This window comes from Streptomyces sp. NBC_00820 (assembly GCF_036347055.1).
In the GTDB taxonomy this organism is placed as follows: Bacteria; Actinomycetota; Actinomycetes; order Streptomycetales; family Streptomycetaceae; genus Streptomyces.
This window is the reverse complement of sequence record NZ_CP108882.1, coordinates 2,596,814-2,621,044: the sequence shown is the minus strand read 5'-3', so window position 1 is coordinate 2,621,044 and position 24,231 is coordinate 2,596,814. Positions and strand designations below refer to the sequence as shown.

General features: G+C 71.7%; 19 protein-coding genes and 1 pseudogene. 12 read left to right on the top strand and 8 right to left on the bottom strand.

Going from position 1 to position 24,231, the window contains the following annotated elements; translation table 11 throughout:
* Nucleotides 1–12: 12 nt before the first annotated feature.
* From OIB37_RS11965 to OIB37_RS11955, 3 genes are all read right to left on the bottom strand, one after another.
* Complete coding sequence (locus OIB37_RS11965) at nt 13–2,004, bottom strand: helix-turn-helix domain-containing protein (protein ID WP_330457561.1); 1,992 nt, start codon at nt 2,002–2,004, stop codon at nt 13–15.
* Between the two features lie 39 nt (nt 2,005–2,043).
* Nucleotides 2,044–3,747, bottom strand: coding sequence for an ISAzo13 family transposase (locus OIB37_RS11960; RefSeq protein WP_330457560.1), 1,704 nt, complete (start codon nt 3,745–3,747; stop codon nt 2,044–2,046).
* A gap of 113 nt (nt 3,748–3,860) precedes the next feature.
* A complete protein-coding gene (locus tag OIB37_RS11955) occupies nt 3,861–4,838 on the bottom strand; it encodes a transposase family protein (RefSeq protein ID WP_330457559.1) in 978 nt (325 codons plus the stop codon).
* Between the two features lie 208 nt (nt 4,839–5,046).
* Here OIB37_RS11955 and OIB37_RS11950 point away from each other — a divergent pair, with 208 nt between their 5' ends.
* The 6 genes and pseudogenes from OIB37_RS11950 to OIB37_RS11925 all read left to right on the top strand — a co-directional run bounded on the left by OIB37_RS11950 (nt 5,047) and on the right by OIB37_RS11925 (nt 11,712).
* Complete coding sequence (locus tag OIB37_RS11950) at nt 5,047–5,379, top strand: hypothetical protein (protein WP_330457558.1); 333 nt, start codon at nt 5,047–5,049, stop codon at nt 5,377–5,379.
* A gap of 57 nt (nt 5,380–5,436) precedes the next feature.
* Entirely contained in the window at nt 5,437–7,704 is a 2,268-nt protein-coding gene (locus tag OIB37_RS11945) for a hypothetical protein (RefSeq protein WP_330457557.1), read from the top strand.
* 1 nt (nt 7,705) lies between these two features.
* A complete protein-coding gene (locus OIB37_RS11940) occupies nt 7,706–8,383 on the top strand; it encodes a hypothetical protein (protein WP_330457556.1) in 678 nt (225 codons plus the stop codon).
* An 84-nt stretch (nt 8,384–8,467) separates the two neighbouring features.
* A pseudogene (locus OIB37_RS11935) lies at nt 8,468–9,052 on the top strand (transposase); the annotation flags it as partial.
* Nucleotides 9,053–9,294: 242 nt separating this feature from the next.
* Nucleotides 9,295–10,821 carry an MFS transporter gene (locus OIB37_RS11930; protein ID WP_330457555.1) on the top strand — a complete coding sequence of 509 codons (1,527 nt, stop codon included), beginning with the start codon at nt 9,295–9,297 and terminating at the stop codon, nt 10,819–10,821.
* 102 nt (nt 10,822–10,923) lie between these two features.
* Nucleotides 10,924–11,712: an SDR family NAD(P)-dependent oxidoreductase gene (locus OIB37_RS11925; RefSeq protein ID WP_330457554.1), complete on the top strand. Its 789-nt coding sequence runs from the start codon at nt 10,924–10,926 to the stop codon at nt 11,710–11,712.
* A gap of 103 nt (nt 11,713–11,815) precedes the next feature.
* Here OIB37_RS11925 and OIB37_RS11920 read toward each other — a convergent pair whose 3' ends face one another.
* Nucleotides 11,816–12,373, bottom strand: a complete 558-nt coding sequence (locus OIB37_RS11920) for a DoxX family protein (protein WP_330457553.1) — start codon at nt 12,371–12,373, stop codon at nt 11,816–11,818.
* Between the two features lie 142 nt (nt 12,374–12,515).
* Here OIB37_RS11920 and OIB37_RS11915 point away from each other — a divergent pair, with 142 nt between their 5' ends.
* From OIB37_RS11915 to OIB37_RS11890, 6 genes are all read left to right on the top strand, one after another.
* Nucleotides 12,516–12,842 carry a nuclear transport factor 2 family protein gene (locus tag OIB37_RS11915; protein WP_330457552.1) on the top strand — a complete coding sequence of 109 codons (327 nt, stop codon included), beginning with the start codon at nt 12,516–12,518 and terminating at the stop codon, nt 12,840–12,842.
* A gap of 201 nt (nt 12,843–13,043) precedes the next feature.
* The gene (locus OIB37_RS11910) at nt 13,044–14,366 is read left to right on the top strand and encodes a D-alanyl-D-alanine carboxypeptidase family protein (protein ID WP_330457551.1); all 1,323 of its coding nucleotides are present in this window, start codon (nt 13,044–13,046) and stop codon (nt 14,364–14,366) included.
* Between the two features lie 492 nt (nt 14,367–14,858).
* Entirely contained in the window at nt 14,859–16,154 is a 1,296-nt protein-coding gene (locus OIB37_RS11905) for a multidrug effflux MFS transporter (RefSeq protein WP_330457550.1), read from the top strand.
* On the top strand, nt 16,106–17,281 hold the full coding sequence (locus OIB37_RS11900; protein ID WP_330457549.1) for a serine hydrolase domain-containing protein: 1,176 nt from the start codon (nt 16,106–16,108) through the stop codon (nt 17,279–17,281). The genes OIB37_RS11905 and OIB37_RS11900 overlap by 49 nt, the downstream gene beginning before the upstream one ends.
* 227 nt (nt 17,282–17,508) lie before the next feature.
* Nucleotides 17,509–18,519, top strand: coding sequence for a small ribosomal subunit Rsm22 family protein (locus OIB37_RS11895; protein WP_330457548.1), 1,011 nt, complete (start codon nt 17,509–17,511; stop codon nt 18,517–18,519).
* Between the two features lie 264 nt (nt 18,520–18,783).
* Entirely contained in the window at nt 18,784–19,524 is a 741-nt protein-coding gene (locus OIB37_RS11890; protein ID WP_330457547.1) for a bifunctional DNA primase/polymerase, read from the top strand.
* 219 nt (nt 19,525–19,743) lie between these two features.
* Here OIB37_RS11890 and OIB37_RS11885 read toward each other — a convergent pair whose 3' ends face one another.
* The 4 genes from OIB37_RS11885 to efeO form a co-directional block, all read right to left on the bottom strand.
* On the bottom strand, nt 19,744–20,736 hold the full coding sequence (locus OIB37_RS11885) for a hypothetical protein (protein ID WP_330457546.1): 993 nt from the start codon (nt 20,734–20,736) through the stop codon (nt 19,744–19,746).
* A gap of 112 nt (nt 20,737–20,848) precedes the next feature.
* Nucleotides 20,849–21,724 (bottom strand): iron uptake transporter permease EfeU, encoded by an 876-nt coding sequence (gene efeU / locus OIB37_RS11880; RefSeq protein ID WP_330457545.1) that lies wholly within the window; start codon nt 21,722–21,724, stop codon nt 20,849–20,851.
* 3 nt (nt 21,725–21,727) lie between these two features.
* Nucleotides 21,728–22,990 carry an iron uptake transporter deferrochelatase/peroxidase subunit gene (gene efeB / locus OIB37_RS11875; RefSeq protein ID WP_330457544.1) on the bottom strand — a complete coding sequence of 421 codons (1,263 nt, stop codon included), beginning with the start codon at nt 22,988–22,990 and terminating at the stop codon, nt 21,728–21,730.
* Between the two features lie 13 nt (nt 22,991–23,003).
* A complete protein-coding gene (gene efeO / locus OIB37_RS11870; protein ID WP_330457543.1) occupies nt 23,004–24,140 on the bottom strand; it encodes an iron uptake system protein EfeO in 1,137 nt (378 codons plus the stop codon).
* Nucleotides 24,141–24,231 lie beyond the last annotated feature (91 nt).

The following is a 24,231-nucleotide window of genomic DNA, read 5'->3' as shown; positions in this document are numbered from 1 at the left end:
CCTACCGGCCGGTCACGGCCCCACTTCTCCACTTCCCTTCTTCTTCCGCCTGATCCCGGTCTCTCCGTGCGCCCGCCGGTGCCTCAAGGTGCCCCGGGTGCGGTGCAGGCGCAGGGCGAGCTGAATCTCCAGTGCGCGCTCCGGGGCCTGCCAGTCGGCTCCCAGGAGTTCGGTGATGCGCTCCAGCCGCCGGGAGACGGTGTTGGGGTGCACGTACAGGGCCGAAGCCGCGCGGGTGGGGCTGGACGACGAGACGAAATAGGCGTCGAGCGTGCGGATGAGTTCGGTCAGCCGCTCGGCGTCGTAGTCCAGCACCGGTCCGAGCACGGACCTGACGTAGGCGTCGACGTCGTGCGTCTCGGAGAGCAGCACGCCGAGGAAGCCCATGCGCTGCGGGGTGGCGACGGAACCGAGGTCGCCCAGCTCGGTGAGGGCCTCCAGGCAGCCGAGCGCTTCGCGGTGGGCCCGGGCCACATGGTCCGGCCCCGAAACGGGGCCCGCCGCCCCGATCGTGACGGGATGACCGATGAGCGGCGAGAGCTCCGCCGAGACGGCGTTCGCCGCGGCGAGCGGGTCCTCGCCGGGCAGCAGCAGCGTCACACAGCCGTCGCACACCTTCCGCAGCCCGGACGTGCGATGGGCGTACGACGACGCCCACGCGGCGGCCCTGCCCTCGGAACCCCCCTCGGGACGGGCGACCACCAGCACATGCGGCTCGTCGACGGCGATGCCGAGTCTGCGCGCCCGGGAGGTCAGCTGCCGCGGCTGCGGCCGGATGTCGCTGAGCAGCTCCTCGAACAGTTCGTCACGGATCTGGTCGTGCGCGACGACCATGGTGCGCTGCAGCAGCAGGATCAGCGCGACCGCCCGCGCCGTGAGCTGGAGCAGGCGCACCCCGGAACCGTCCGTGAGCGGCTCGTCGGGGACCAGCACGAGGACACCGAGGTTCTCGCCGCCGGCGGTGACCGGCGCGATCCAGCCGTTTCTGGACATCGGCACCGGACAGCCCGCGGCGTGGGCGTCGTAGGTCCAGCGGAGCAGGTCGTCCTCGGTGAGCCCCGGCGGTTCACCGGTCACGACCACGGTGCGTCCCACGCAGTCCCTGAGAACCAGTGATCCCGACAGCTCCGCGGCCGCCGCCTCGGCCACGGTCCGGGGGTCGCCGCCGCCGAGCACCAGGTCGATCAGCCGGATGTACGCGGCCTCGACGCGACGCTGCGCGCTCAGGCTGCTCCGGGCGCGGGAGGTGTCCCGTTCCCGTTCGGCGACCTCGGCCCGCGTCTCCTCCAGCAGCCTCGTGCGTTCGACGGCGACCGCGGCGAGGCTGCCCAGCGAGCGCATCAGGCTGATCTCGTCGGGCGAGAAGTGGCGCACCTTCCGGACGGCGCCGTAGAGGGTCCCGAATACCGTGCCGCCGTGGCCGAGCGGCACCGCCAGGACAGCCTGGAGCCCCTCGGCCCGCACCACCGCGTCGATGTCCGGGCTGTGCGGGATGTGCGCGTCGGCCAGGTAGTCGGGCGTCCACGCGGGTGCCCCGCTCGCCCGGACGAGACCGCCGATGCCGAAACCGTCGCGGGTCCGCAGCCCGATGGCGCTCGACGTGGTCCCGCCCTCCGCGGCCCGGACGCGCGAGCCGCCTTCCGGCTCGTGCAGCCCGATGTACGCCATGTCGAGATGCAGCAGCCGGCGCGCCCGCCGGGTGATCTCGTGCAGCAACGCGTCCGGGTCGTGGACCAGGGCGACGTCGTGGGCGGTGTCGACGAGCGCGGCGAGACCCGCCTCCCGCTGCCGGTCGTGGCCGATCCGGGAGTGGACGCGCGTGGCCAGGCGTACCGCCTGGTCGAGTTCCGCGAGGACGCCGGCGGGAGCGCCCTCACGCCGCGCGGTCCGCGCGAGTTCCTCGAACCGGGCGGCCGGTGCCCCCTCGGCGAGCAGTTCCAGCACGGACATCGCGGCCCGGGACGCCAACTTGGACTCGTCCGGCACTTCTTCCCCCGTGATCAAGAGACACGCTCCCCGGCGAGCCTAAGGGCTCGCAGAGAATCAACATGCGGGTTTGATCTCTGTGGGGCTGCTGTTCGCGAGGAACGCGGCGATGTCGGCGGGTGTGCGGAACCGGGCTGTCGAGGGTGGGATGGTGCAGCCGTGCACGGCCAGGAGGGGCTGGACTTGGTGAACGGCTCTGGTGAGTGTGCTGCCGTTGACTCCGAAGAGCTGGGCGAGCAGGTCTCGGGTGCCGATTTTGCGCAGGTAGAGCAAAGTGGCCAGGACTCTGTCGGCGGTGGTCAGCTTGTCCTTGGCCCCTGCGCCGCGAGCACGGATGCGTTCACCTCCTCGCTGCTGAAGCCGTCCTCGCTCACGTAACTCATCCAGCTTTCCGTCCAGTTGGCAGATGAGTTCGTCCAGCATCGGTTCGGGCATGCCGGTCAGCTCCGGGTTGCGCAGACGCCAGGCGCAGGGCTGCGGGGACGGGCCGCCGGCCGGCCGCGGCTTCTTGGCTGCGCTGGTGGTGTCGCGAGGTCGTGGATGGAGGGTGTAGTTCCAGTCGCCGTGGAAGCGGTGCCGGTGCATGGGCAGGGCGTCGATGTCGCTGTCGCTGTCGCTGTCGCTGTCGGTGACCTTGATGCCGGTGTCGTAGGTGCCCGGGTCGAGTTCGGCGTGGACTTTCAGCCCAGTGTGGGTGGTGGTCGCTGCGATGCTGTTCACGATGACGTCATGGCTGGTCAGCGGGCGGCCTCGCCAGTTCATGGAGATGTGGGAGAACAGCCGGTGTTCGATCTTGTTCCACTTCGAGGTGCCCGGCGGCATGTGGCAGACCGTGATGTCCAAGCCCGTCTCGGCGGCCAGGGCTGCGAGTTCAGTCTTCCAGGCGCGGGTGCGGTAGCCGTTGGAGCCACCTGCGTCTGCGGTGATCAGCAGACGGGTGGCCTGCGGGTAGTCGTGTCTGCCACGGGCCTGCCACCAGCGTTGGATGGAGGCGACGGCGAACGCGGCGGTGTCGTGGTCAGTGCCGACGCTGACCCATCCGGTGTTCGCGGCGACGTCGTAGATCCCGTATGGGATCGCCTTGCCCGGTCCCTGCCGGTCCGGGAAGTGGTGCGTCTTGACCTGTACCGGCTCACCCTCGGGCCGCCACTGACGCCCGGCGTTCTTGTAGTCGCCGACGAGTTCCTTCTTCTTCGCGTCCACGCTGATCACCGGCTGCCCGCCGACCATGTGCTCTGTCGCCCGCTCGTTGATGTAGCGGAACTGGGCGTCACGGTCCGGATGCTGCTTGCCCTCGAGCGTCTTGGCGCCGGCCTGCAGGCTGAAGCCCTCCTCACGCAGCAGGTCTCCGACCGTGTCCGCGCACACCCTGTGCCCCTGGCGGGTGAGCGTGGCCGCGAGGGTCCTGGTCGACTTCACCGTCCAGCGCAATGGCGACATCGGATCGCCCCGCTCGTCAGGTTCCACCAGTGCCAGCAGCGCGGGCCGGAGACCCGGATCAAGGTCCACAGCCTTCTTCCGGCCACCACCGGCCCTGCGGACCCGTCCCAAAGACTCCTCGCCGGCCTCCAACTCGTCCACCCCCTTGCGAACCGTCGTCTCGCTGACCTGGGCCGCCCGCGCGACCGCCCGGATACCGCCGTGGCCCAGGATTCGGGCCTCAGCCCCCAGCATCAGCCGCCGCTGCCGCTCGTCCAGATGCGGGAACAACCCCCCGAACTTGATGGCGAGTTGATCTCGAGTCTCGTCAGGTATGCGCATACCACGTGAACGAGCTCGCCCGTGGGAAGCAACACGTTGATTCTCTGCGAGCCCTAACGAGCTCGTGCATGGTTGGCGGTGGCGCGTCGGAAACCGCGGCTTCGATGATGGGTTCACATTCGCGGACCGGCGGGCAGGCTGACGGTCTGCTGGTGAGAGAGCAGGCCGGCCACGGCTTGGATGGTGTCGCTCATGTACTCGCGGCGGCCGTGATGGCGGGCGAGGGCTCGCCAGTTCTTCAGATGCGTGATGCCGTGCTCGACTCGGATGCGGCGCGAGGAGTGGGCCTTGCGCTGGCGTTCGTGCATCTCCTCGTACCAATCGGGCGGGTTCTTCTTGAACTTGCGGTGCGGCGGCGTCACCACACGGCCGCCGGTCTGTGCGCCCAGTCCCTGGTACCCGGCATCGGCGAGGATCTCCACCGCAGGGCCGTTGGCCGGCAGTTTGACCAGACCCGACTGGCGGGCGTGGGTGATGGCCGCGACGCCGGCGGGCCGGCGTCGGCCTCGCCGCGCACCCGGGCATCGTGACCAGCCGCAATACGCTGCTGCGGCGGGTGATGGACCTGCCCGACCCACCTGCGACCCCTCTGTCTGCGCGGCCTTCCCACCCCGGTGCCTGAGTACGAACCCGAGTGGGAGACCGCAGACGCGCCGACCCACGAGGACGACGAGCCGTCCGGGAAGTTCGCCGAACGCGCCAGAGTGCATCACGCGCTCGTCCATGACCTGCTCGCCCAGGGACTGGGGCTCCGGGAGATCGCCCGACACAAGGGGGGTACGACGCCCCGCAACTTTCAGCATCAGAGGTCCGACTGATGCCTTTTCGTGGTGTCCCGTCTGGTTGCAGGAGACCGTGCGGGTGACGACCCGGCCGTTTGGGGTGCGTTCGCGGGTACGGCGCAGGTAGCCGCGGGTTTCGAGTTCGCGCAGGACCGCGGCGATACGGGTTGCGCCCTCGGGAACCTCGATCCCCGCGACCGCATCCAGGTGTGAAAGCTGCAGCGAGGCCCGTGCTGCCGTTCCGTTTGAGGGTGTGGTGCTGTGAATGCGGGGTTCGCGTGTGCGTGCGGACGGGGTGGCTCCGGTCACAGTTCTGTTCGGTGGGAGCGTGGTAAGAAGGGGGAGAGGTCAAGTTTGGTGAAACGCCGCGGATTTCAGGTCGCACACGGGGGTCGTTCGTATGGCGTGGGGCGAGTGGGAGCAGCTCAAGGCGGAGGCCGTAGCGCAGCGATCTGCGCGAATGCAACTGAACCAACTGGCTGACTCTGGAGTGGGTGGCGGCACCGCGGACCTCGTCGTGCATGATGACGAGCTGGGCCGGCTCGGCAACATGGCGCACGATCTGCGCGAACGCCTCCACGTGGACGGCGACTTTGCGCGGCCGACCACCTTCACGGCGTCCAACGACCTGTTCAACGACGGCCTGGAGACGGGCTCCGCGCTCCTCGAGGTGCACGACGCGTGGAACACCCAGCTGCAGACCCTGAACGAGGCCTGTGCCCATATCTCCAACCACCTGGACTACAGCCGCGCACAGCACGCGAAGGATGACGCCCAGGTGGGGACCGGCATGCGGAACGCGGCCGGTGACCTGATGACGGTCTCGCGGATCAACGACTGCCTCTGTTGACGCGGTCATGTGACGACAGGCAGGCACACCGACAGCGACAACGGGAGCTGATGGCACATGGCAGCGGACACGCTGACTGTTCAGGAGCTCACCGATCTGCGTCTGGGCACTCTCAAGACGGCGGTGGACGACTGGAAGACGATGGCCGGCAAGCTGGAGATGCTCGCCACCGGGGGCGCCGGCGACGTCAGCGCGTCGGACCTGGAGAAGAAGGCCCACGCGGCCGATTGGAAGGGTCTCAATGCCACGGTCTCGCGGGAGTTCGTGACCAAGACGGCCAAGCAGTTCGCGGATGCAGCAGCCGAGGCGAAGAGCATCCTGGGGCTGCTGAGTGATGCGCATGCCGACTTCACCCGGCACAAGCGTGCTCTGAGTACCGCCATCGACGAGCTGGCGAAGCAGAGCATCTTCGTCAACGGCAACGGAAACGTCAGCTCCGCCGTCCCACCCGGCGCCGCCGCCGGGAACAGCAAGGACATCCACTGTCCGACCGACGAGGAGCTGGACGCCGCCCAGCACCGGATCACCGGAATCCTGTCGGAGGCGACCGAGACCGACCGGATCGTGGCGCGGGCCCTGCGCGCCCTGGCGAAGAACAAGTACGACTTCACCGAGAAGGGCCCCGACTCGGTGAAGAAAGCCGACTGTGAACAGGGCAAGGCGGACGCCGAGTACTGGAAGAAGGAGATCGCCAAGGGGCATGTCACCGACTGGAGCGAGGGCAAGCTCGCTCGCTTCAACGCGATGCTGGAGAACCAGCGCGACAACCCCGGCTTCACCGAGGCCTTCGCCACCGGCCTGGGCGCCGACGGCACGCTGCAGTTCTGGCGTGACCTCGCCGCACCGCCCGGCGGCGCCGTCGAAGGTGACAAGGCCAAGATGCTGGGACACGTTCAGGACAACCTCAGCATGGCCCTCGCCAATGCCTCCCACAGCGACAGCACTGCGATGGAGCAATGGAAGAAGGACGTGATCGCGTCCGGCACCAAGCCGTTCCCGGTCGACCCAGCCATGCCCATGGGCCCGAACGGCTTCCAGGTCATGAGCAGCCTGATGCACAAGGGCAGGTTCGACGCGGACTTCCTGGACGACTACGGCCGGGCGATGGTGAAGTACGAGCGCGCGTACCCGGGCGACCTCAAGGTCGCGTGGCGTGACACCAGCAGCCTGGACTACCCGCCCACCGGTCGCCCCAATGACCCGGTACAGGGCTTCATGGACGCGCTCGGCCACAACCCGGAAGAGTCCCTGAAGTTCTTCAACGAGTCGACCGGCCAGGGCGACGGCAGGATGACCGACTTCGACTACCTCGCCGGCCACGACAAGGGCGCCCGCCAGTGGCCGGCCGACGACGACGGCAAGCCGCTCGGGTACGGAAACCTGGGCCACGCCCTGGAGTCCGCCACGCTGGGATACCCGTACGACGACCAGGACCCGCACATCCCGCCGACGAACACCGAGGCCCAGGCCGACGCCCGAGAGGAGCGGCTGGATCTTGTCTCGAAGGTCATGGAGAACTACGAATCGGCCGATGTGATCGAGAAGCAGCCGGGCATCGGGGACAGCCTGGCGAAGGTGGCGGCCGGCAACATCGACAGTCTCGACTACTCCATGGCCGACTGGGGCGGAAGCGGCGAGCGCGGGGACCGCGACGGCCTGTTCAGTGCCGACAAGAACCATCTCCGCGACTTCGGCGGGCCGACGACGCAGGACTTCCTACGGGCGATCGCGTCCGACCAGGACTCCTACGAGACCGTCTCGGCGGCGCAGCAGGTGTACGGCTCCAGCCTCATGGCGGCGCAGGACAACCGGGATGACGCACTGGACGCCGGACTGCACAGTGTCTCGATGCACGGCCTGATGGACGAGGCCCGTATGGAGTCGATCGGACACCAGTACGCCGACGACGAGGATGCCCGGAACAGGGCACTCGAGAAGCAGGGAGAGTGGCGCAACTTCGCCGCCGGCGCCGCGATCGGCGTCGGGGTGGGGGTGGCTTCCGAGGTGGTGGTTCCGGCGGGGGCAGTGGCTGCCGTCGCCGTCCCACTCGGCTTCGAATCGGTCGGTGGTGCCGCGGAGACAGCCATGGGCACGCACACGATCGAATGGCTTCACGAGAACGAGTACAACAACGATCAACAGGCCATCGATTCGATCGAAAAGGCCCAGGATCAGGGAGCGCGCAACGCGATGACACCGCTGCTGAACTATGCGGGGGATCAGCACATGACGCCCCACGAGGTGCGCGAGCTGGCAGGGAAGGCGCATTCGGCGTACATCGCCGGTGGCGACCAGAGCGACACCGACGACACGCGGGGCTGGTGACATGCGGCGCGTTCTTGCCCTTCCCCTGCTGGTGGGCCTGCTGCTCGCGTCAGTGGCGTGCAGTGGGGGCGATACCAAGAGCACCGGGACCGGCGACAGGACCCGGGAGACCTGCGAAGACCTGCTCGGCGCGGCCGGTGAGAAGTGGGTGAAGAGCAGCAGCGCACAGGAGACCGGACTGGTGGACGTGAAGGACCTGAGGGCCGCCAAGTCGGTGTTCTACGACGACGCCAGGTCGTGGGACCCCAGCAGCAAGGCGCTCACCTCCTATGCGCCGTCCGAGCTGTGCCGGATCGTGGTCCGGGACCAGAAGCGGCACACGAGCCGCCTGTCGATCAGCTACGGCGCCTCGGGCTTCCCCTTCGACTCGCCCTTCGGCGAGAAGTCCGACGTGTACGACGAGGAGACCCTGATCCGCGTCAATTCCGACGTCAAGCTGGTGGTGCGGAAGGACGACGGTGACTACGACTACTCCGTCTACGTCAGGTGCCAGGTACCTGGCGCCTCGGCAGAGCAGGAGACGGGAGTGCCACTCGCCGGGTCCATGACCGACACCCTCACCCGGGACACCGGAACCGAGCCCCACCTCCGGTACCTCCTGCACTCCGCCCGTGTTGTGGCGAAGGAATTCGGATGCCGGAACCACCCCGTCGTTCCGGCGACCCCTCCCGCCGACTGAAGCTGGTCGCTGCCGCCGGATCGGCCGTCCTCGGGTATGGCTCAGGGAAGCAGCGTGAATGAGGGAACTCGGTGTGGAGTCCACGACGTATGGGTCGTGGACTCCACCCCGGTGGAATGCGGCCGCTCCCGCGAGACCGTCAAACGCTCCGGCCTGGCAGGTTGGGCCGAATACGGCTACTGCGCCAGCCACAGGCGCTTCTTCCGGGGCCTGCGCCTGCACCTGGTCTGCACCCTTCAGGACCTGCCCATCGCCTTCGCCCTGACCGGAGCCAAGGCCGACGAACGCGAGACCCTCCTGGACCTCCTGGCAGCCGAATGCGAGCTTCTGCGAGAGCGCCCCCGACAGACTCTCATCGGCGACAAGAGCTACTTCGGCCGTGGTTTCGCACGCGAACTGTCCGAGCATGGAGTCCAGTTGCTGCGGCCTGCCCGTAAAGGTGAACGGGAACGGCCTGGCGCAGCCCTGTTCAAGTCGCTGCGACAGGTCATCGAATCGATCAACGAGACCTTCAAGGGACAGCTTGGCCTCGAACGGCACCGAGGGCGCACACCCGGAGGGGTCATAGCCCGCGTCCTGCAACGCATCCTCGCGCTGACCGCCGCGATCTGGCACAGCGACGCCACCGGACAAACCGTCCTACGCTCACTGATCGCCTACGATCACTGACCCCTTGGAATAGATCATCCAGGCGCGCTGTCTCCGGGCGGCAATCAGCGCCCTGGCGTCCAGGGCCGGACCGTGCGGCGCGCGAGGGGGACGTCGGTGGGGCCCCGGTGTCGGCGGGCCGGAGGTGGTGGTGGCGGGGGTGTCGGCGGGGCGGGGGTGGTGGTGGGGCCACCGTCTTGCCCGGTCGGCGGTGTGGTCCGGTCACCTGTCGCCCCGGCGGACACGCACGGGAGGATCGCGCCGTGAACGAGAGCGAGGCCCAGGGCACCGGAGACGGTGCCCTGCACGGGAAGGGGCGACGAGGCGGCGTGGCCGAGATCCGCAGTCATCCGCGCACATTCGAGCGCGGCGGCGACGACGACCGGCGCGGAGGCGTGGCCTTCGCCCTGCTGGCGTCGGTCCAGTTCGTGCTCATCCTCGCCATGAGCGTGCTCAACGTCGTACTCCCCGAGATCCAGCGCGAGTTCGGCCTCGACCGCGCCCAACTCGCCCTCCTCGGTGCGTCGTACGGCATGTCGTTCAGCGGACTGCTGCTCCTGGGCGGCCGGCTGTCCGGCCGGTACGGCAACCGCCGGGTTCTCCTCGCCGGCACCTTCGTGTTCGGCGCGAGTTCGGCGCTGGCGGCGGTGTCCACGGGGCTGTGGACGCTGCTGGCCGCGCGGTTCGTCCAGGGGGCCGGTGCCGCGCTGGCCGTGCCCGCCGCCATGGCGCTGGTGAGCGTCGTCCACCCCGGGCCCGCGCGGTACGCCCGCGCCATGGCGGTCTGGGGCGGCCTGACGGCCTCCGGCGGCACCGCCGGCATGCTCCTGTCGGGCCTGGTGGCCTCGGGGAACTGCTGGCGCTGGGCGTTCGCCCTGCCGGTCGCGGTGGCGGCGGTGACCCTCGCCGCGACCCCGCGGCTCGTCCCCGAAGGACCGGCTCCCCGTCCCGGAGACCTGGACGCCCTGGGAGCCGTCCTCGTGACCGCCGGGATCGCCCTGCTCGGCTACGGCCTCGTGGAGGCGCCGGAACGCGGGTGGACCTCCCCTGTCGCGCTCGGCGCTCTCACCGGCGGCGCCGTCCTGCTGGCGGCCTTCGCCGTCACCGAGGCGCGTGTGGCACAGCCGCTGCTGCCGCTGTCCTTCCCCGCCTCGCCGCGCAGGGCGACGGCGCTGCTCGCGGTCTTCCTGGGCGCCGCCGGGATCACCACCGTCTTCTTCATGCTCGCCCTGTACTTCCAGCAGGTGCGCGGGTATTCGCCGCTTCAGACGTCGGCGGCGTTCGTCCCCTTCGGCCTCACCCTGGTCGTCGGCGGCCTGTGCGGCGGCGGGCTCGTCCAGCGCTTCGGCTCGCGCGCAGTCCTGACCGCCGGTCTGGCGCTCGCCGGGCTTGGGCTGGTGGCGCTGGGCCGGATCGGCGCGGACACGCCGTACACCGGGGTGCTGCTGGCGGGGCTCGTGCTCTTCCCCGCCGGGGTGGCCCCGGTGTTCGCCGCGGCCACCGTCGCCGCGACGGCGGACGTCCCGCGGGAGCAGGCCGCACTGGCCGGCGCCGTGGTCAGCACCGCGCTGGAAGCGGGCCCGGCCGTCGGCCTCGCCGTACTGGTGACGCTGGCCGCGGGACACACCGCCGGCCTGGAGCACACGGGCACCGGTACGGCGTCCGCCCAGACCGCCGGCTACGGCTTCGCCTTCACCGTCGCCTCCGTGGCCTTCGCCGCGGCCGCGGCCTGCGCGGCCTTCGTCCTGCGCCCGCACCCGCAGCCACACCCGCCCCGCACGGGCGGCTGAACACCCCCCCCCGCTCACCCGCACACCCACCCGCTGCCCGGCCCTGCGCCCTCCGCGGGAACACGTACAGCGACCACACCCACGTCACGAGGAGCGACCCCCATGACCGCCACGACCCCTACCACCCCCGCGACCGCCCGGTTCAGAGGGAAGGTCGTCATCGTCACCGGAGCGGGGGCGGGCATCGGCCGGGCGAGCGCCAGGGCCTTCGCCCGTGAGGGGGCCACCGTCGTCGCCGCCGGAGTCCGGCCGGAATCCGTCGAGGAGACCGCGCGGCTCGTCGTCGCCGACGGAGGCACCGCCTACGCCGTCGTCGCCGACGTCACCCGGCCCGAGGACATGGCGCGTCTGGTGCGTACGACCGTGGAGCGCCACGGCGGTCTGCACATCGCGCACAACAACGCCGGCGTCTTCGGCAAGCCCGCCCCGGTCGCGGACCTGGACCTGTCCGTGTGGCACTCCGTGCTGGACGTCAACCTGACCGGCGTCCTGCTCGCCATGCGGGAGGAGATCGCGCACATGCGGGCCGAGGGCGGCGGGGTCATCGTCAACACGGCGTCCAACATCGGCTACCACGGCCGTCGGCCGGGCATGGCCGCCTACGCCGCGTCCAAGGCCGCGGTGAGCACCCTCACCCGGGTCGCCGCCCTGGACCACATCAAGGACAACGTGCGCATCAACGCGGTGAGCCCGGGTGCCACCGACACCACCATGTCCCTGCGCCCCGGGGAGACCGACGCCGACCGGGCGGCCAGGCTGGCCACGGCGGTTCCGATCGGACGCGTCGCCACGACGGACGAGATCGTCAACGCGGTGCTGTGGCTCGCGTCCGACGAGTCGGGCTTCGTCGTCGGCCAGGACCTCGTCGTCGACGGCGGAGTCACCAGCTGATCCGCTTGCGGGCTGCCGGGCTGCCGGGCTGCCGGGCTGCCGGGCTGCCGGGCTGCCGGGCCGCCAAGCCGCCACCGCCCCGGCACGCCCCGGAGGACGGGCCCTACTCCTCGAACAACTCCCCCTGCTCGCCCTGCCTCGCCCTCTCCTGGATCGCCCGCACCCTCCGGTTGCGTGCCCCCACCACCACGGCCGTGGCGGCGGCCGTCGCCGCCAGGGCGGCGGGGACCATCCAGCCCCGGTCGAGGACGTGGCCGAGGGCGTGGTCGAGGGAGAGGCGGCCGGGGCCGGTGACGGCGAGACCGGTCGCGGACAGACCGAGTCCGGCCGCGTACTCGTAGCCGCCGGACTGGGCGAAGAAGCCCTGGGGGAGGTGGACCGCCGCCGCGCCGGCCATCGCGCCGGCCGCGGCAGCGCCCGCCGCCGGGGTCGCCAGGCCGAGGGCGAGCAGGGCGCCGCCGCCCGCCTCGGCGAGGCCCGCCGCGGCCGCGCTCGCCCTGCCCGGGGTGTAGCCGACGGACTCCATGAACTGGCCGGTGCCCGTCAGACCGTGGCCGCCGAACCAGCCGAACAGCTTCTGCGCGCCGTGCGCGGCGAGCACCCCGCCCGTTCCCAGCCGGAGCAGCAGCAGGCCCAGGTCACGTCGGTCGTAACAGGTCACGGTTTCTCCCCAGCAGCAGGCAGGACGTCCGGTTCCGCGGACTCCACCGTCGCACCCGGCCCGATACCGGGCGCGTCCTGGATGCCGTTCGGGTGGCGGGCTCCGGGTGGCGTGGGCGGGGGAGCGATGTGAGCCTGGCGCCATGACGATTCAGCCAGCCAAGCTCAGCGATCCGGCCGTCCGGGCCTTCGTCAACGCCGTCAACGCCCACGACCGCGAGGGCTTCATGTCCCTCCTCGTGCCCGGCGCGACCATGGCCGACGACGGCTCCGACCGCGACCTCGCCGAGTGGATCGACCAGGAGATCTTCTCCTCCAACGGCCACATGGAGGTCGACAACGAGTCCCGCGGCGGCCGCGCCCTGCTCGCCCGCTACCGCAACGACACCTACGGCGAGATGCAGACCAAGTGGACCTTCACCGTCGCCGACGACGGCCGGATCGCGCGCTTCGAGACCGGACAGGCCTGAGCGCGGACCGTACGGAGCCGTGCCCCGGCCCGCACTCCGCCCCACTCCACCCCGCTCGACTCGCGGCGCCCTGATCCTGAGGCGCGACCGTGAGGCACGTAACTCCAGTCAGGCCATCGGAATTTCATAAGACAGCAAATTCCTGTGCCCTGGGGGCCTTCTGCGGGGAAACCCCTGCTGGGCGCGGTGTACGGTCCCGGAGTGCGTGATTGTTCCCGGCTCAGCCGGCGTGCCGTCCTCGGGCTGACCGCCGCCGCCCTCCCGCTCTCCGTGACCAGCTCCGCCTCCGCCGCCGAGGCCGCCGTCATCGGTGGTGAACGGCTGGCCCGCGGCGGGATCCAGGTGCGCGGTGCCACCGGACTGCCCACCAAGAAGCTCACCGCCCGCTCCTGGATCGTCGCCGACGCGGACACCGGGGAGGTGCTCGCCTCGTTCAACGCGCACCGCCGGCTCGCCCCCGCGTCCACCCTGAAGATGCTGTTCGCGGACACCGTGCTGCAGAAGTTCGACCGGACCCGGCGGTACAAGGTCACGGACGCCGATCTGGCCGACGTGCCCGCGGGTTCGAGCCTCGTCGGCGTCAAGCCCGGCATCACCTACACCGTCGATCAGCTGTGGCAGGGCGTGTTCCTGCGGTCCGGCAACGACGCGGTCCACGTGCTCGCCCACATGAACGGCGGCATCGCCAGGACGGTCGCCGAGATGCAGGCCAGGGCCGATGACCTGCAGGCCCTGGACACCCACGTGGTCAGCCCCGACGGCTTCGACCACAAGGGCCAGATCTCCTCGGCGTACGACCTCACCCTCTTCGCCCGGCACGGTCTGAAGAACCCCGACTTCCGCGGCTACTGCGGCACGCGCACCGCCGACTTCCCGGCCGGCGGCAAAAAGACCTTCCAGATCCAGAACACCGACCGCCTGCTCACGGGCGCCTGGGGGCTGGGCACGTACCAGGGCCTGATCGGGGTGAAGAACGGCTACACCAGCCACGCCGGCAACACCTTCACCGGGGCCGCCACCCGGGGCGGCCGGACCCTGCTGGTCACCGTGATGCATCCGGCCGCCGGCAGCAACGCCGTCTACGAGCAGACCGCCGCGCTCCTCGACTGGGGCTTCGGGCACGGGCGTTCGGCCCAGCCGGTGGGAGTGCTCGTCGATCCGCTCAGCGAAAGCCGAGCCCGCGCGGGCGCCGGCGGGACACCCGCGCACAAGAAGGTCCCGGCGGCGGCCCGAACGGCGGCCCCGGCGGCCGGAAGCCCGTCCCCGTGGCGGCTGGCGGAAGGCGGCGCGGGGACGGCGGCACTGCTCGGCGCGGGCACGTGGGCGCTGCTGCGGCGGCGCCGGGCTCGGATAGCGGCGGTGGCGGCGCGGACGCCGGCGGAGGCGGACGCGCGTGTGGGTGCGTCTGCGGAGGTACCTGCGGCTGCGTCCGCGGAGGGGCTCGTGGAGGGATCCGCGGAACGAGCCGCGGAACGATCCGTGGAGGGATCCGCGCCGGAGTCCGGCGGCAGGCACCGCCGCTGAGGCCGCCACTGCATGGCGCCGCGTGAGGCCGGCCACCGTACGCCAGCCCGCCAGCCCGCCAGCCCGCCAGCCCGCCAGCCCGCCAGCCCGCCAGCCCGCACTGCCGGCACCGTACGCCGGCCCGCACTGCCGGCACCGTACGCCGGCCCGCACTGCCGGCACCGCACAGTGCCCCGTACCGCAGGGACCGTACGGTGCCGCCCGATGCCGTCTGTGCGGCGGCCGTTCCACCGGCCGGTGCGCACCTCGCGGTTCCCCGCGAGGTCCACCCCCAACTGCTCCGGACCGGTGGAACGGCCGCCGCCTCCCCCCTCGGAGTGGCTGCGGAACCCCGGTGCCCCAAGTGTGAAGCACCGGTGAAGGAAAGTTGAGCATATGTGGCCAACAGGCCGCAATAGTCCGGACGTTCAAACTCCGCTTGTGCGGATGGAGAAACGCGCCCTGGCCTCGCCCGGGAGAATGGGTCCGGTCCGGGACCAGAGGGAGGGGCGCATGACCGAGCAGCCGGCGATACCCGCGCCGCGGACACGGCACACGCCCGCCCCGGCGGCGGAACCGCCCACCGGGAGCCGCCGCGACGGGCTGCTCCTCACCCTCATGCTGGGCGCCCTCACGGCCACCACCCCGCTCGCGATGGACATGTACCTCCCGTCCCTGCCGGAGGTCACCCGCACCCTGCACGCCCCCGCCGCCACGGTCCAGCTCACCCTCACCGCGTGCCTGGCCGGCATGGCGCTCGGACAGCTGGTCGTCGGCCCGATGAGTGACCGCTGGGGGCGCCGCCGGCCGCTGCTGACCGGCCTCGCCGTCTACCTCGTCGCCACCGCCCTGTGCGCCGTGGCGCCCACCGTCGAGACGCTGGTCGCCCTCCGGCTGGCGCAGGGCCTCGCGGGCGCCGCCGGGATCGTCATCGCGCGGGCCGTCGTACGCGACCTGTACGACGGCGTGGCCATGGCCCGCTTCTTCTCCACCCTGATGCTGATATCCGGGGTCGCCCCGATCATCGCCCCCCTCATCGGCGGACAGATCCTGCGCGTGACCGACTGGCGGGGCGTGTTCGTCGTCCTGACGGCGGTCGGGGCGGTCCTCGCGGCGGCGGTCTGGCTGCGGCTGCCGGAGACACTGCCGCCCGCCGCCCGCCACGGCGGCGGCGTGCGCGAAGCCCTGCGGACCATGCGCGCCCTCCTCGGCGACCTGCCCTTCACCGGCTACATGCTCGCCGGCGGCTTCGCCTTCGCCGCGCTGTTCGCCTACGTGACGGCCTCGCCCTTCGTCGTGCAGGAGATCTACGGCGCCTCCCCGCAGACCTTCGGCCTGCTGTTCGGGCTCAACTCCGTCGGGCTGGTGATCGCCGGACAGGTCAACGGCAAACTGCTGGTCGGACGGGTACGGCTGGACAAGGTGCTCGCGGTCGGCCTCACGCTGATCGTGCTCGCCGCGACCGCCCTGCTCCTGCTGTCCACGGGCGTGTTCGGCGCGACCGGACTGACCCCGGTGGCCGCCGCCCTGTTCGTCCTGATGTCCGCCATGGGTCTCACCCTGCCCAACGCCCAGTCCCTGGCCCTGCTGCGCACCCGGCACGCCGCCGGCTCCGCCTCCGCGCTGCTCGGCTCCTCCTCCTTCCTCGTCGGCGCCGCCTGCTCCCCGCTCGTCGGCATCGCCGGGGAGCGCACCGCCGTGCCCATGGCCCTGGTCCAACTGGGTGGGGCACTGGTCGCGACGGCCTGCTTCGTGGGAATGTGCCGTCCCTGGAACCGAAGCGCGGGGCCGGAGGGAGACGACCACTGAGCGCACCGAGACTGCGTGCCGGGACACCGGAACGTGCCGGGCTCGACCCCACCGAACTCGCGCACCTGGCCGACGAGGTGCGCGCCCTCACCGCCGGTCCGCGGCCCTGGGCGGCCGGGGCGGTCGTCGTGGCCGGACGCGGCCCGGTCATCGCCGTCGCCGAGGCCGCCGGCTGGGCCGTCCGCTACTCCTCCTGCGACCCCGGGACCGGCGCCGGAGTCGAACTTCCGCCCGCCGCACGGGTTCCCATGACCGTGGACACCCCCTTCGACCTGGCCTCGCTCACCAAACTGTTCACCTCCGTCGCCGCCGTGCAGCAGATCGAGCGCGGCACCCTCGGCATCGACGCCCGGGTCGGCGCCTACCTCCCCGAGTTCACCGCCGCCGCGCAACACGACATCACCGTGCGGCAGTTGCTCACCCACACCTCCGGGCTGCGCCCCGAACTCCCGCTGTACGACTGCCCCGACGACACCGCGCGCCTCGCCCTGCTGCGCGCCGAGGCGCCCCTCGCCGAACCCGGCACCCACCTCTACTCGGACCTGAACATGCTCCTGCTCCAGTGCGTGCTGGAGCGGACCACCGGGCTCACCCTCGACGTCCTGATCGAGGACGGCATCACCCGCCCGCTGGGCATGACGGCGACCACTTTCGGCCCGTGCCCCGGCGCGGCGGCCACCGAGGACCAGCGGCGGCCGTGGGCCAAGGCGGACCGGGGGATGCTGCGGGGCGTCGTCCACGACGAGAACGCCTGGGCGCTCGGCGGGGTGGCCGGCCACGCCAGCCTGTTCTCCACCGGTCACGACCTCGCCGTCTTCTGCCGGACCCTGCTCGCCGGCGGCTCCTACGGCCCCGCCCGCATCCTCGGCCCCGACCTCGTCGAGCTGCTGTTGACCGCGCCCGGCCTCGGCTTCGCCGTCGACCAGCCGTGGTTCATGGGCGAGCTGTCCGGCAGGGGAGCGGCCGGCCACACCGGCTTCACCGGCACCTCGCTCGTGCTCGACCCGGCGACCGACACCTTCCTCGTCCTGCTCGCGAACACCGTCCACCCGAGGCGGCGCCCCCCGGACAGCCGGCCGAGGGCGGCGACGGCGACCCGCCTGGCGAGGGCGGTGCGCGGCGCCTGACCACCCGCCCGCGCCGGCCTCCGCGGCCGTCGGTCCACTCGCGCGCCGGTGTGCGTGGCGGTCGGTCCACTCACGCGCCGGCCTCCACGGCAGTCGGTCCACCCGCGCGGCGGTGTCCACGGCAGCTGGTCCACCCGCGTGCCGGTGTCCGACGCGCCCCGCGGAGGCCGCCGCCCGGGAGTACTCGCCGGTACCCGGCAGAGCCTCGTACCTGAGAGAATCGCCCGGTGAACGCCCCCGCATCCCCAGCCGACACCCTGCGCGCCACCCTGGCCGGACTGCTCGACGGACTCCCGCCCCGGCAGGCCGCCGTTGCCGTCGAGCGGCTGATCGCGAACTACCGGGGCGCCACCCCCACCGACGCGCCGATCCTCCGGGACCGCGCGGACGTGGCCGCCTACGCCGCCTACCGGATGCCGGCCACCTTCGAAGCGGTGCGCACGGCACTGCGGGCGTTCGCCGACGCCGTACCCGAGTGGACGCCCGGCAGCCACGTGGACATCGGCGGCGGCACCGGCGCGGCGACCTGGGCGGTGACCGACACCTGGGACGGGACCCGGCCGGTGACCGTGCTGGACTGGGCCGAGCCCGCGCTCGCCCTCGGCCGGGAGATCGCCGCCGCCAACCCCGCCCTGCGCGACGCCCTCTGGCAGCGCGCCCGGATCGGCACGGGGCTCACCCTGGAGAGCACCGACCTGGTCACGGTGTCGTACGTCCTCAACGAACTCGACGAGGCCGCCCGTGCCGCCCTCGTCGACGCCGCCGCGGCCGCCGCGCGGTCCGTCGTCATCGTGGAGGCCGGCACCCCCGCCGGCTACGACCGGATCATCGAGGCCCGCGACCGGCTCATCGGCGCCGGATTCCGGGTCGCCGCGCCCTGCCCGCACAGCGCCGCCTGCCCCATCGTGCCCGGCACCGACTGGTGCCACTTCGCCGCCCGGGTCAGCCGCTCCTCCCTGCACCGGCAGGTCAAGGGGGGCTCCCTGGCGTACGAGGACGAGAAGTTCAGCTACGTCGCCGCCACCCGGCTGCCCGCCGAACCCGTTCCCGCCCGGATCGTGCGCCGCCCGCAGATCCGCAAGGGCCAGGTCCTGCTCGACCTGTGCGAGGCGGACGAGCGGTTGCGCCGTACGACGGTCACCAAGCGCCACGGCGACCTGTACAAGCAGGCCCGGGACGCCGACTGGGGCGACCCGTGGCCGCCGCGCACCGCCGAGGACACCGACTCCGCGTCGTAGGGCCCCCGGGACACCCTCGACCTCACGCGCCCGACACCGGCGGTCCCGCTCCCCCCGGGTGACGGCGCCGCCGGTCCCGCCCCCCCGGTGACGGCATCGCCGGACCCGCCCCGCCCTGGCAACGGCAGAGCGTCCCTGCGGACGGCACCCAGGATGTGAGGCACATCTCGTCCCGTTCCTCCGGATCCCTGCTCGGGCCCCCCGGAGCGCGAGAAGGTGGGACGATGAGGCATGCTGTCCGCACACAGCGAGGCGAGGGGATAGATGAGCGCGACGTTCGGCGGCCGTTCCGGCCGGCAGGGCAGACTCTCCCAGTGGCTGCGCGGACGCCGCCCGAAGGAGACCGCCGACGACGACGGCGGCCGTGACACCCTGCTGCTCGCCGCCGCCGAGGCGGGACTGCCGCTGGCCCCCGCCGCGCACCCGGCCCCCGGCTACGGCTGCTCCTGCGACCGCGTCGGCTGCCCCACCCCGGCCCGGCACCCGGTGTCGCTGGCCTGGCAGACCCAGGCCACCACCGACCGCGCCCAGATCGAGCGCTGGGCCCGCGAGCAGCCGCAGGCCAACTTCATCACCGCCACCGGCATGGTCCACGACGTCCTCGATGTCCCCCTGAAGGCCGGCCGCGAGGCACTGGACCGGCTGCTCGGCGAGGGCGTCGAGGTAGGGCCGGTCGCCGAGAGCGACGACGGCCGCATGCTGTTCTTCACCCTCACCCGGGGCACCCCCGAGGATGAGGACGAGTGGTGGCCCTGCGCGCTGGACTGCCACCCCGAGACCATGGACGAGCACCCCGGCCTGCGCTGGCACTGCCGGGGCTCCTACGTCCTCGTACCGCCCGCCCGGCTGCCCGGCGACGCCGGCCGGCAGGTGAGCTGGGTACGCGGCCCCGAACACCCGCTGCCCGACCCGCTGAGCCTGCTGGAGGCGCTCACGGACTCCTGCGCCCGGCACGCCGGCACGGAGCCCGACCACGAGAACACGGTCTGGCCACTGCGCCACTGAACACCGTGCGGCAGCCCGCGCCGGTCACACCGCTCCCGGGCCGGCGCCGAAGCGTTGCTCCCGGCCCGGCGCCCGAGGCGCTGCTCGTGGACCGTCGTCGCAGCGCCCTTGTGGGCCCGCACCGGGCCCGCCCCCGTAATACCGCTCCCGTAATACCGCTCCCGGGCCGCAGCCCCCGCCGGTGACACCGCACCCGAGGCGGGCAGCCCCCGGCATGGGTCATTCGCCCCGTGCCGCCGTCAGGCCCTGGACTCGGCCCAGGACGTTGACCGGGCCGCTGCCGGCCGGGTCGAGGGCGACCTCGTTGGAGACGAACTCCAGGGTCAGCGTCTGCCCGACGTCGCCCTTGGTCAGGGCCTGCACGTCCCTGTTCGGGATCGATATGGAGGTGCCCGCGGCGGCGGTCTGCTTCTCGTAGTGGCGCGTGGTGAAGAAGACCAGCGCCCCGCCGTCCGCCGTGCGCAGCGCGAGCGGCGCGTAGTCGCCCTGGGTCAGCGGCTCGTCGATGTACTGCCGCACCAGCCCCGGCTTGGTGGCCTGCTGCCGGCGGCCCGTGCGCCAGCCGCTCGTGTTGCGGCCGTCCGCGAAGACCTTCCCGCCGCTCTTGAGATAGGCCGCGTAGTCCTTGCTCAGCTCGCGCGGCGGGACCGCGGTTCCCGTGGAGTCGGCGGGCACGGCTTCGGCCCACCCGTCCTTGTCCGTCCTGAACCGCGGTATGTCACCGGGCGCGAGCAGCGTCAGATACGCCACCTGCCAGGGCGCGCCAAGGGTGTTGCGGGTGAAGACCAGCAACCAGCGGGCCGTGCCGCCCTTGTTGCCGCGGGCGTCCGCGACGAACCAGCGGGGCCAGCCGGCCTTCTTCGGAATGGTGAACTTCGCGTCCGTCAGCTCCAGCGGCGTGTGGTTCGCGTTGCCTGCCGGGCTGTTGACGTGCCCCGCCTTCAGCCGGGCGGAGTCGATGTCGGCGAGGGGGCCGGTGACGTGGTCCGCGTCCAGCGAACCGTCGTACGCCTTGTCGGCCTTGTTGTACGCCTCCGTGAAGCTCTCGAGGGCCTTGGTGGCCTCGGCGCGGGTGGTGGCGGGAAGCACCTCGCGTTCCCCGTGCACCACCACGCAGCCGCTCACCGTCAACGACAGAGCGGCCAGCGAGACCGCCATGAGTGCGTTCCGTTCGCGCCTACGAAGCCCGCCGCGCCTGCGATCCCTGCTCATGAGGTGCCTTCACCCTCCCCTTTCCGGAGGCGAACCCTACCGGGACACAGCGGCGCCCGGGCGGCCGGTCCCCCCAAGGGGATCCTGCCACCCGGACGCCGTCACGGGTGCGTCACTCGGAAGCGGAGACCTTGTCCCCGGCGGTGGGGACCGCCGTCCCGCTCCGCCCGCCGCGCAGCCGGGCGCGCAGCTCCGGCGTGAGCAGGAAGACGGACAGGGTCGGCACCAGGTACAGCGCCCAGACCGTGAGCTGGACGACCGTCGGGTCCGGCTGGAAGTTGAAGACGCCCTTGAGGAGGGTGCCGTACCAGCTGTCCGGCGCGATCGTGCCGCTGATGTCGAAGGCGAGGTCCGCGATGCCCGGGACCCAGTTGGCCTCCTGAAGGTCGTGGAAGCCGTACGCCAGCACGCCCGCCGCGACCACGACCAGCATGCCGCCGGTCCAGGTGAAGAACTTGGCGAGGTTGATCCGCAGGGCGCCCCGGTAGAACAGCCAGCCCAGCAGGACGGCCGTCGCCAGTCCGAGGGCCACGCCGACCAGCGGGCGCGGGGTGCCGTCGCTGGCCGCGTGCACCGAGGCCCAGACGAACAGCGCGGTCTCCAGGCCCTCCCGGCCGACGGCCAGGAACGCGGTGGCGACCAGCGCGCCCGTGCCCAGCGCGAGAGCCGCGTCCAGCTTGCCGTGCAGCTCGGCCTTCAGGTGCCGGGCGGTGCGCCGCATCCAGAACACCATCCAGGTCACCAGGACGACGGCGACGATCGACAGCGAGCCGCCGAGCGCCTCCTGTGCCTCGAACGTCATCTCCTGCGAGCCGAACTCGAGCGCGCAGCCGAAGCCCATCGCGAGGGCGATCGCGATGGCGATGCCGGTCCAGATCGGCTTCAGGGCGTCCCTGCGGCCGGTCTTGACGAGGTAGGCGATGAGGATGCAGACGACGAGCGACGCCTCCAGGCCCTCGCGCAGGCCGATCAGGTAGTTGGAGAACACGGGCTACGCCTCCTTCGAGAACAGCGTGCTGCCCCACCAGTCGTCCTGGTCACGGACGCCGGGCGGAACGGCGAAGACCGCCGAACCCACGTGCTGGATGTACTCGTTGAGCGCGTCCGACGCCGACAGCTTGCGCTGCAGCGGGATGAACCCCTCGCGCACGTCGCGCATGTAGGCCAGGAAGAACAGGCCCGCGTCGAGCCGGCCGAGGCCGTCGGTGCCGTCGGTGAAGGAGTAGCCGCGGCGCAGGATCGTGATCCCGCCGTTGGCGTCGGGGTGCGCGAGGCGCACGTGCGCGTCCGGCTTCATCGCCTTCAGGAACGGCGCGTCGTGCTCCTTGGCCCTGCCGACCGGGGCGCCCTCCTTCTTGTCCCGGCCGAAGACGTCCTCCTGCTCCTGCAGCGAGGTCCGGTCCCAGGTCTCGATGTTCATCCGGATGCGGCGGGCGACGAGGTACGACCCCCCGGTCATCCAGCGGGTCTTCCCGGCGCCGTCCTCCTCGCCGGCCCACACGAACTTCTCCAGCCGGCCGGTCTCGGTGCCCGCGATGTTGCGGGTGCCGTCCTTGAAGCCCATCAGGTTGCGGGGTGTCTGGGCGTCCGGGGTGGTGGAGGAGGTCTTGCCGAAGCCGAGCTGGGACCAGCGGATGGCGACCTTGCCGAAGCCGATGCGGGCCAGGTTGCGGATGGCGTGCACGGCGACCTGCGGGTCGTCCGCGCAGGCCTGGATGCACAGGTCGCCGCCGGTGCGGGTCCGGTCCAGGTTGTCGCCCGGGAACGGAGGAAGGTCGGCCAGTGCCTCCGGCCGCTTCCCGGACAGCCCGAACCTCTCGAAGAACGAGGGCCCGAAGCCGATGGTGAGGGTCAGCCGCGAGGGCTTGAGCCCCAGGGCCTCACCGGTGTCGTCCGGCGGCGCCTCGGCCAGTCCGCCGTACGCGCCCTCGCCGACCGGCTTCCCGGCGGTCATCCGGCGCGCGGCCGCGGTCCAGTCCTTCAGCATCTGCACGAACTCGTCGCGGTCGTCGGTCTTCACGTCGAACGCGGCGAAGTGCAGGCGGTCCTGCACCGGTGTGGCGATGCCCGCCTGGTGGCCGCCGTGGAACTCCACGGCGGCGCCCACCTCGGCGCCCGCCGGCTGTACGTCGTCGCCCGCCCTGGCCGCGGCCACCGCGCCGCCGGCCGCGGCGGCACCGAGCGCGAGCCCGGCACCGCCCCAGCCGATCAGCGCGCGACGCGACGGCGAGCCGCCGCCCTGGTTCTCGGTCATCTTCCGCTCCTGCTTACTTCACGACGGCCGCGGCCAGCTTGGACAGCGGCTCCGCGAGGGCGTTGACGGCGTCCGACAGTTCCTTGCGCTGGTCCTTGGTGACCTTGTCGTAGGAGACGAAGTCGGTCGCGCCCGTGCCGGACTTGTACGTGTCGAGCATCTTGTCCAGCGCCGCGAACTGCTTGTCCAGTTCCGTGGCCAGCGCCGGGTCGTTCTTGGCGGCGACCGGCTTCAGCAGCTCGTACGCCTTCTCGGCGCCCTCGACGTTGCCCTTGAAGTCGGACAGGTCGGTGTGCGAGTAGCGGTCCTCCTCGCCGGTGACCTTGCCGGTGGCGACCTCGTCGAGGAGTTCCTTGGCGCCGTTGGCCATGGAGGTCGGGGTGATCGCGGCCTTGCCGACGCGCTTCTGCCAGTCCGTCAGGTCGGTGACGAGCTGGTCGGCGAGGGTCTTGTCCTCGGCGCCGATCTTCTTGTCCTGCCAGAGGGCCTTCTCCAGCCGGTGCCAGCCCGTCCACTTCTGGCCCTTCTCCAGGCCGTCGGCGCGGGTGTCGGTCTTCGGGTCGATGTCACCGAAGGACTCCGCGACCGGCTCGGTGCGCTCCCAGCCGACCCGCGAGGGCGCGTAGGCCTTCTTGGCGGCGTCGAGGTCGCCGGCCTTGACCGCGTCGGCGAAGGTCTTGGCGAGCGGCACGGTGGCGTCGGCCTGCTCCTGGGCGTACTCGCGGTAGTCGGCGACCGCCTTGTCCAGCCGCGGGTCGCGCTTGGCGACCGCGCCGGAGCCGGTCACGTCGAGCTTCTGCCGGACTCCTCGGCCCTTCATGCCCGGGCGGCAGGCGATCTCGTACGACCCGGCCTTCACCTCGGCGGTCAGCGTGTACTTGGTGCCCGGCCCGATGTTCTCCTTCTCGGAGACGATCCGGTCGTCCGGGAAGAGGATCTCGACCTCGGTCGCCTTCGCGCCCTTGTTCTCGATCTTCAGCGTGACCTGACCCGCCGGGACCGACTTCGCGGAGGTCTCGCACTTCGCGTCGGCGGCGGTGACCTGGATGGCGTCCCCGTCCTTGGCGTCGCTCTTCGCGGTGCAGGCCGGCAAAGCGCACAGAGCGGCCACAGTGGTGGCGGCGGTGACGGTCAGTCGGACGGCTCGCATGCAGGCTCCAGCGGATCTGGTGTGGTGAGGCTGCCCTAACTTACCCGAGGCTTACCTCAGTCGTACCCCTACGGATCGTGATTCAGATCTC

What these genes read in the sequence shown, in the direction of transcription:
- OIB37_RS11960 (WP_330457560.1), bottom strand. Translation starts at nt 3,747, where the DNA reads ATGCGCATACCTGACGAGACTCGAGATCAACTCGCCATCAAGTTCGGG.
- OIB37_RS11945 (WP_330457557.1), top strand. Translation starts at nt 5,437, where the DNA reads ATGGCAGCGGACACGCTGACTGTTCAGGAGCTCACCGATCTGCGTCTG.
- OIB37_RS11940 (WP_330457556.1), top strand. Translation starts at nt 7,706, where the DNA reads ATGCGGCGCGTTCTTGCCCTTCCCCTGCTGGTGGGCCTGCTGCTCGCG.
- OIB37_RS11925 (WP_330457554.1), top strand. Translation starts at nt 10,924, where the DNA reads ATGACCGCCACGACCCCTACCACCCCCGCGACCGCCCGGTTCAGAGGG.
- OIB37_RS11915 (WP_330457552.1), top strand. Translation starts at nt 12,516, where the DNA reads ATGACGATTCAGCCAGCCAAGCTCAGCGATCCGGCCGTCCGGGCCTTC.
- OIB37_RS11905 (WP_330457550.1), top strand. Translation starts at nt 14,859, where the DNA reads ATGACCGAGCAGCCGGCGATACCCGCGCCGCGGACACGGCACACGCCC.
- OIB37_RS11890 (WP_330457547.1), top strand. Translation starts at nt 18,784, where the DNA reads ATGAGCGCGACGTTCGGCGGCCGTTCCGGCCGGCAGGGCAGACTCTCC.
- OIB37_RS11885 (WP_330457546.1), bottom strand. Translation starts at nt 20,736, where the DNA reads ATGAGCAGGGATCGCAGGCGCGGCGGGCTTCGTAGGCGCGAACGGAAC.
- efeB (WP_330457544.1), bottom strand. Translation starts at nt 22,990, where the DNA reads ATGACCGAGAACCAGGGCGGCGGCTCGCCGTCGCGTCGCGCGCTGATC.
- efeO (WP_330457543.1), bottom strand. Translation starts at nt 24,140, where the DNA reads ATGCGAGCCGTCCGACTGACCGTCACCGCCGCCACCACTGTGGCCGCT.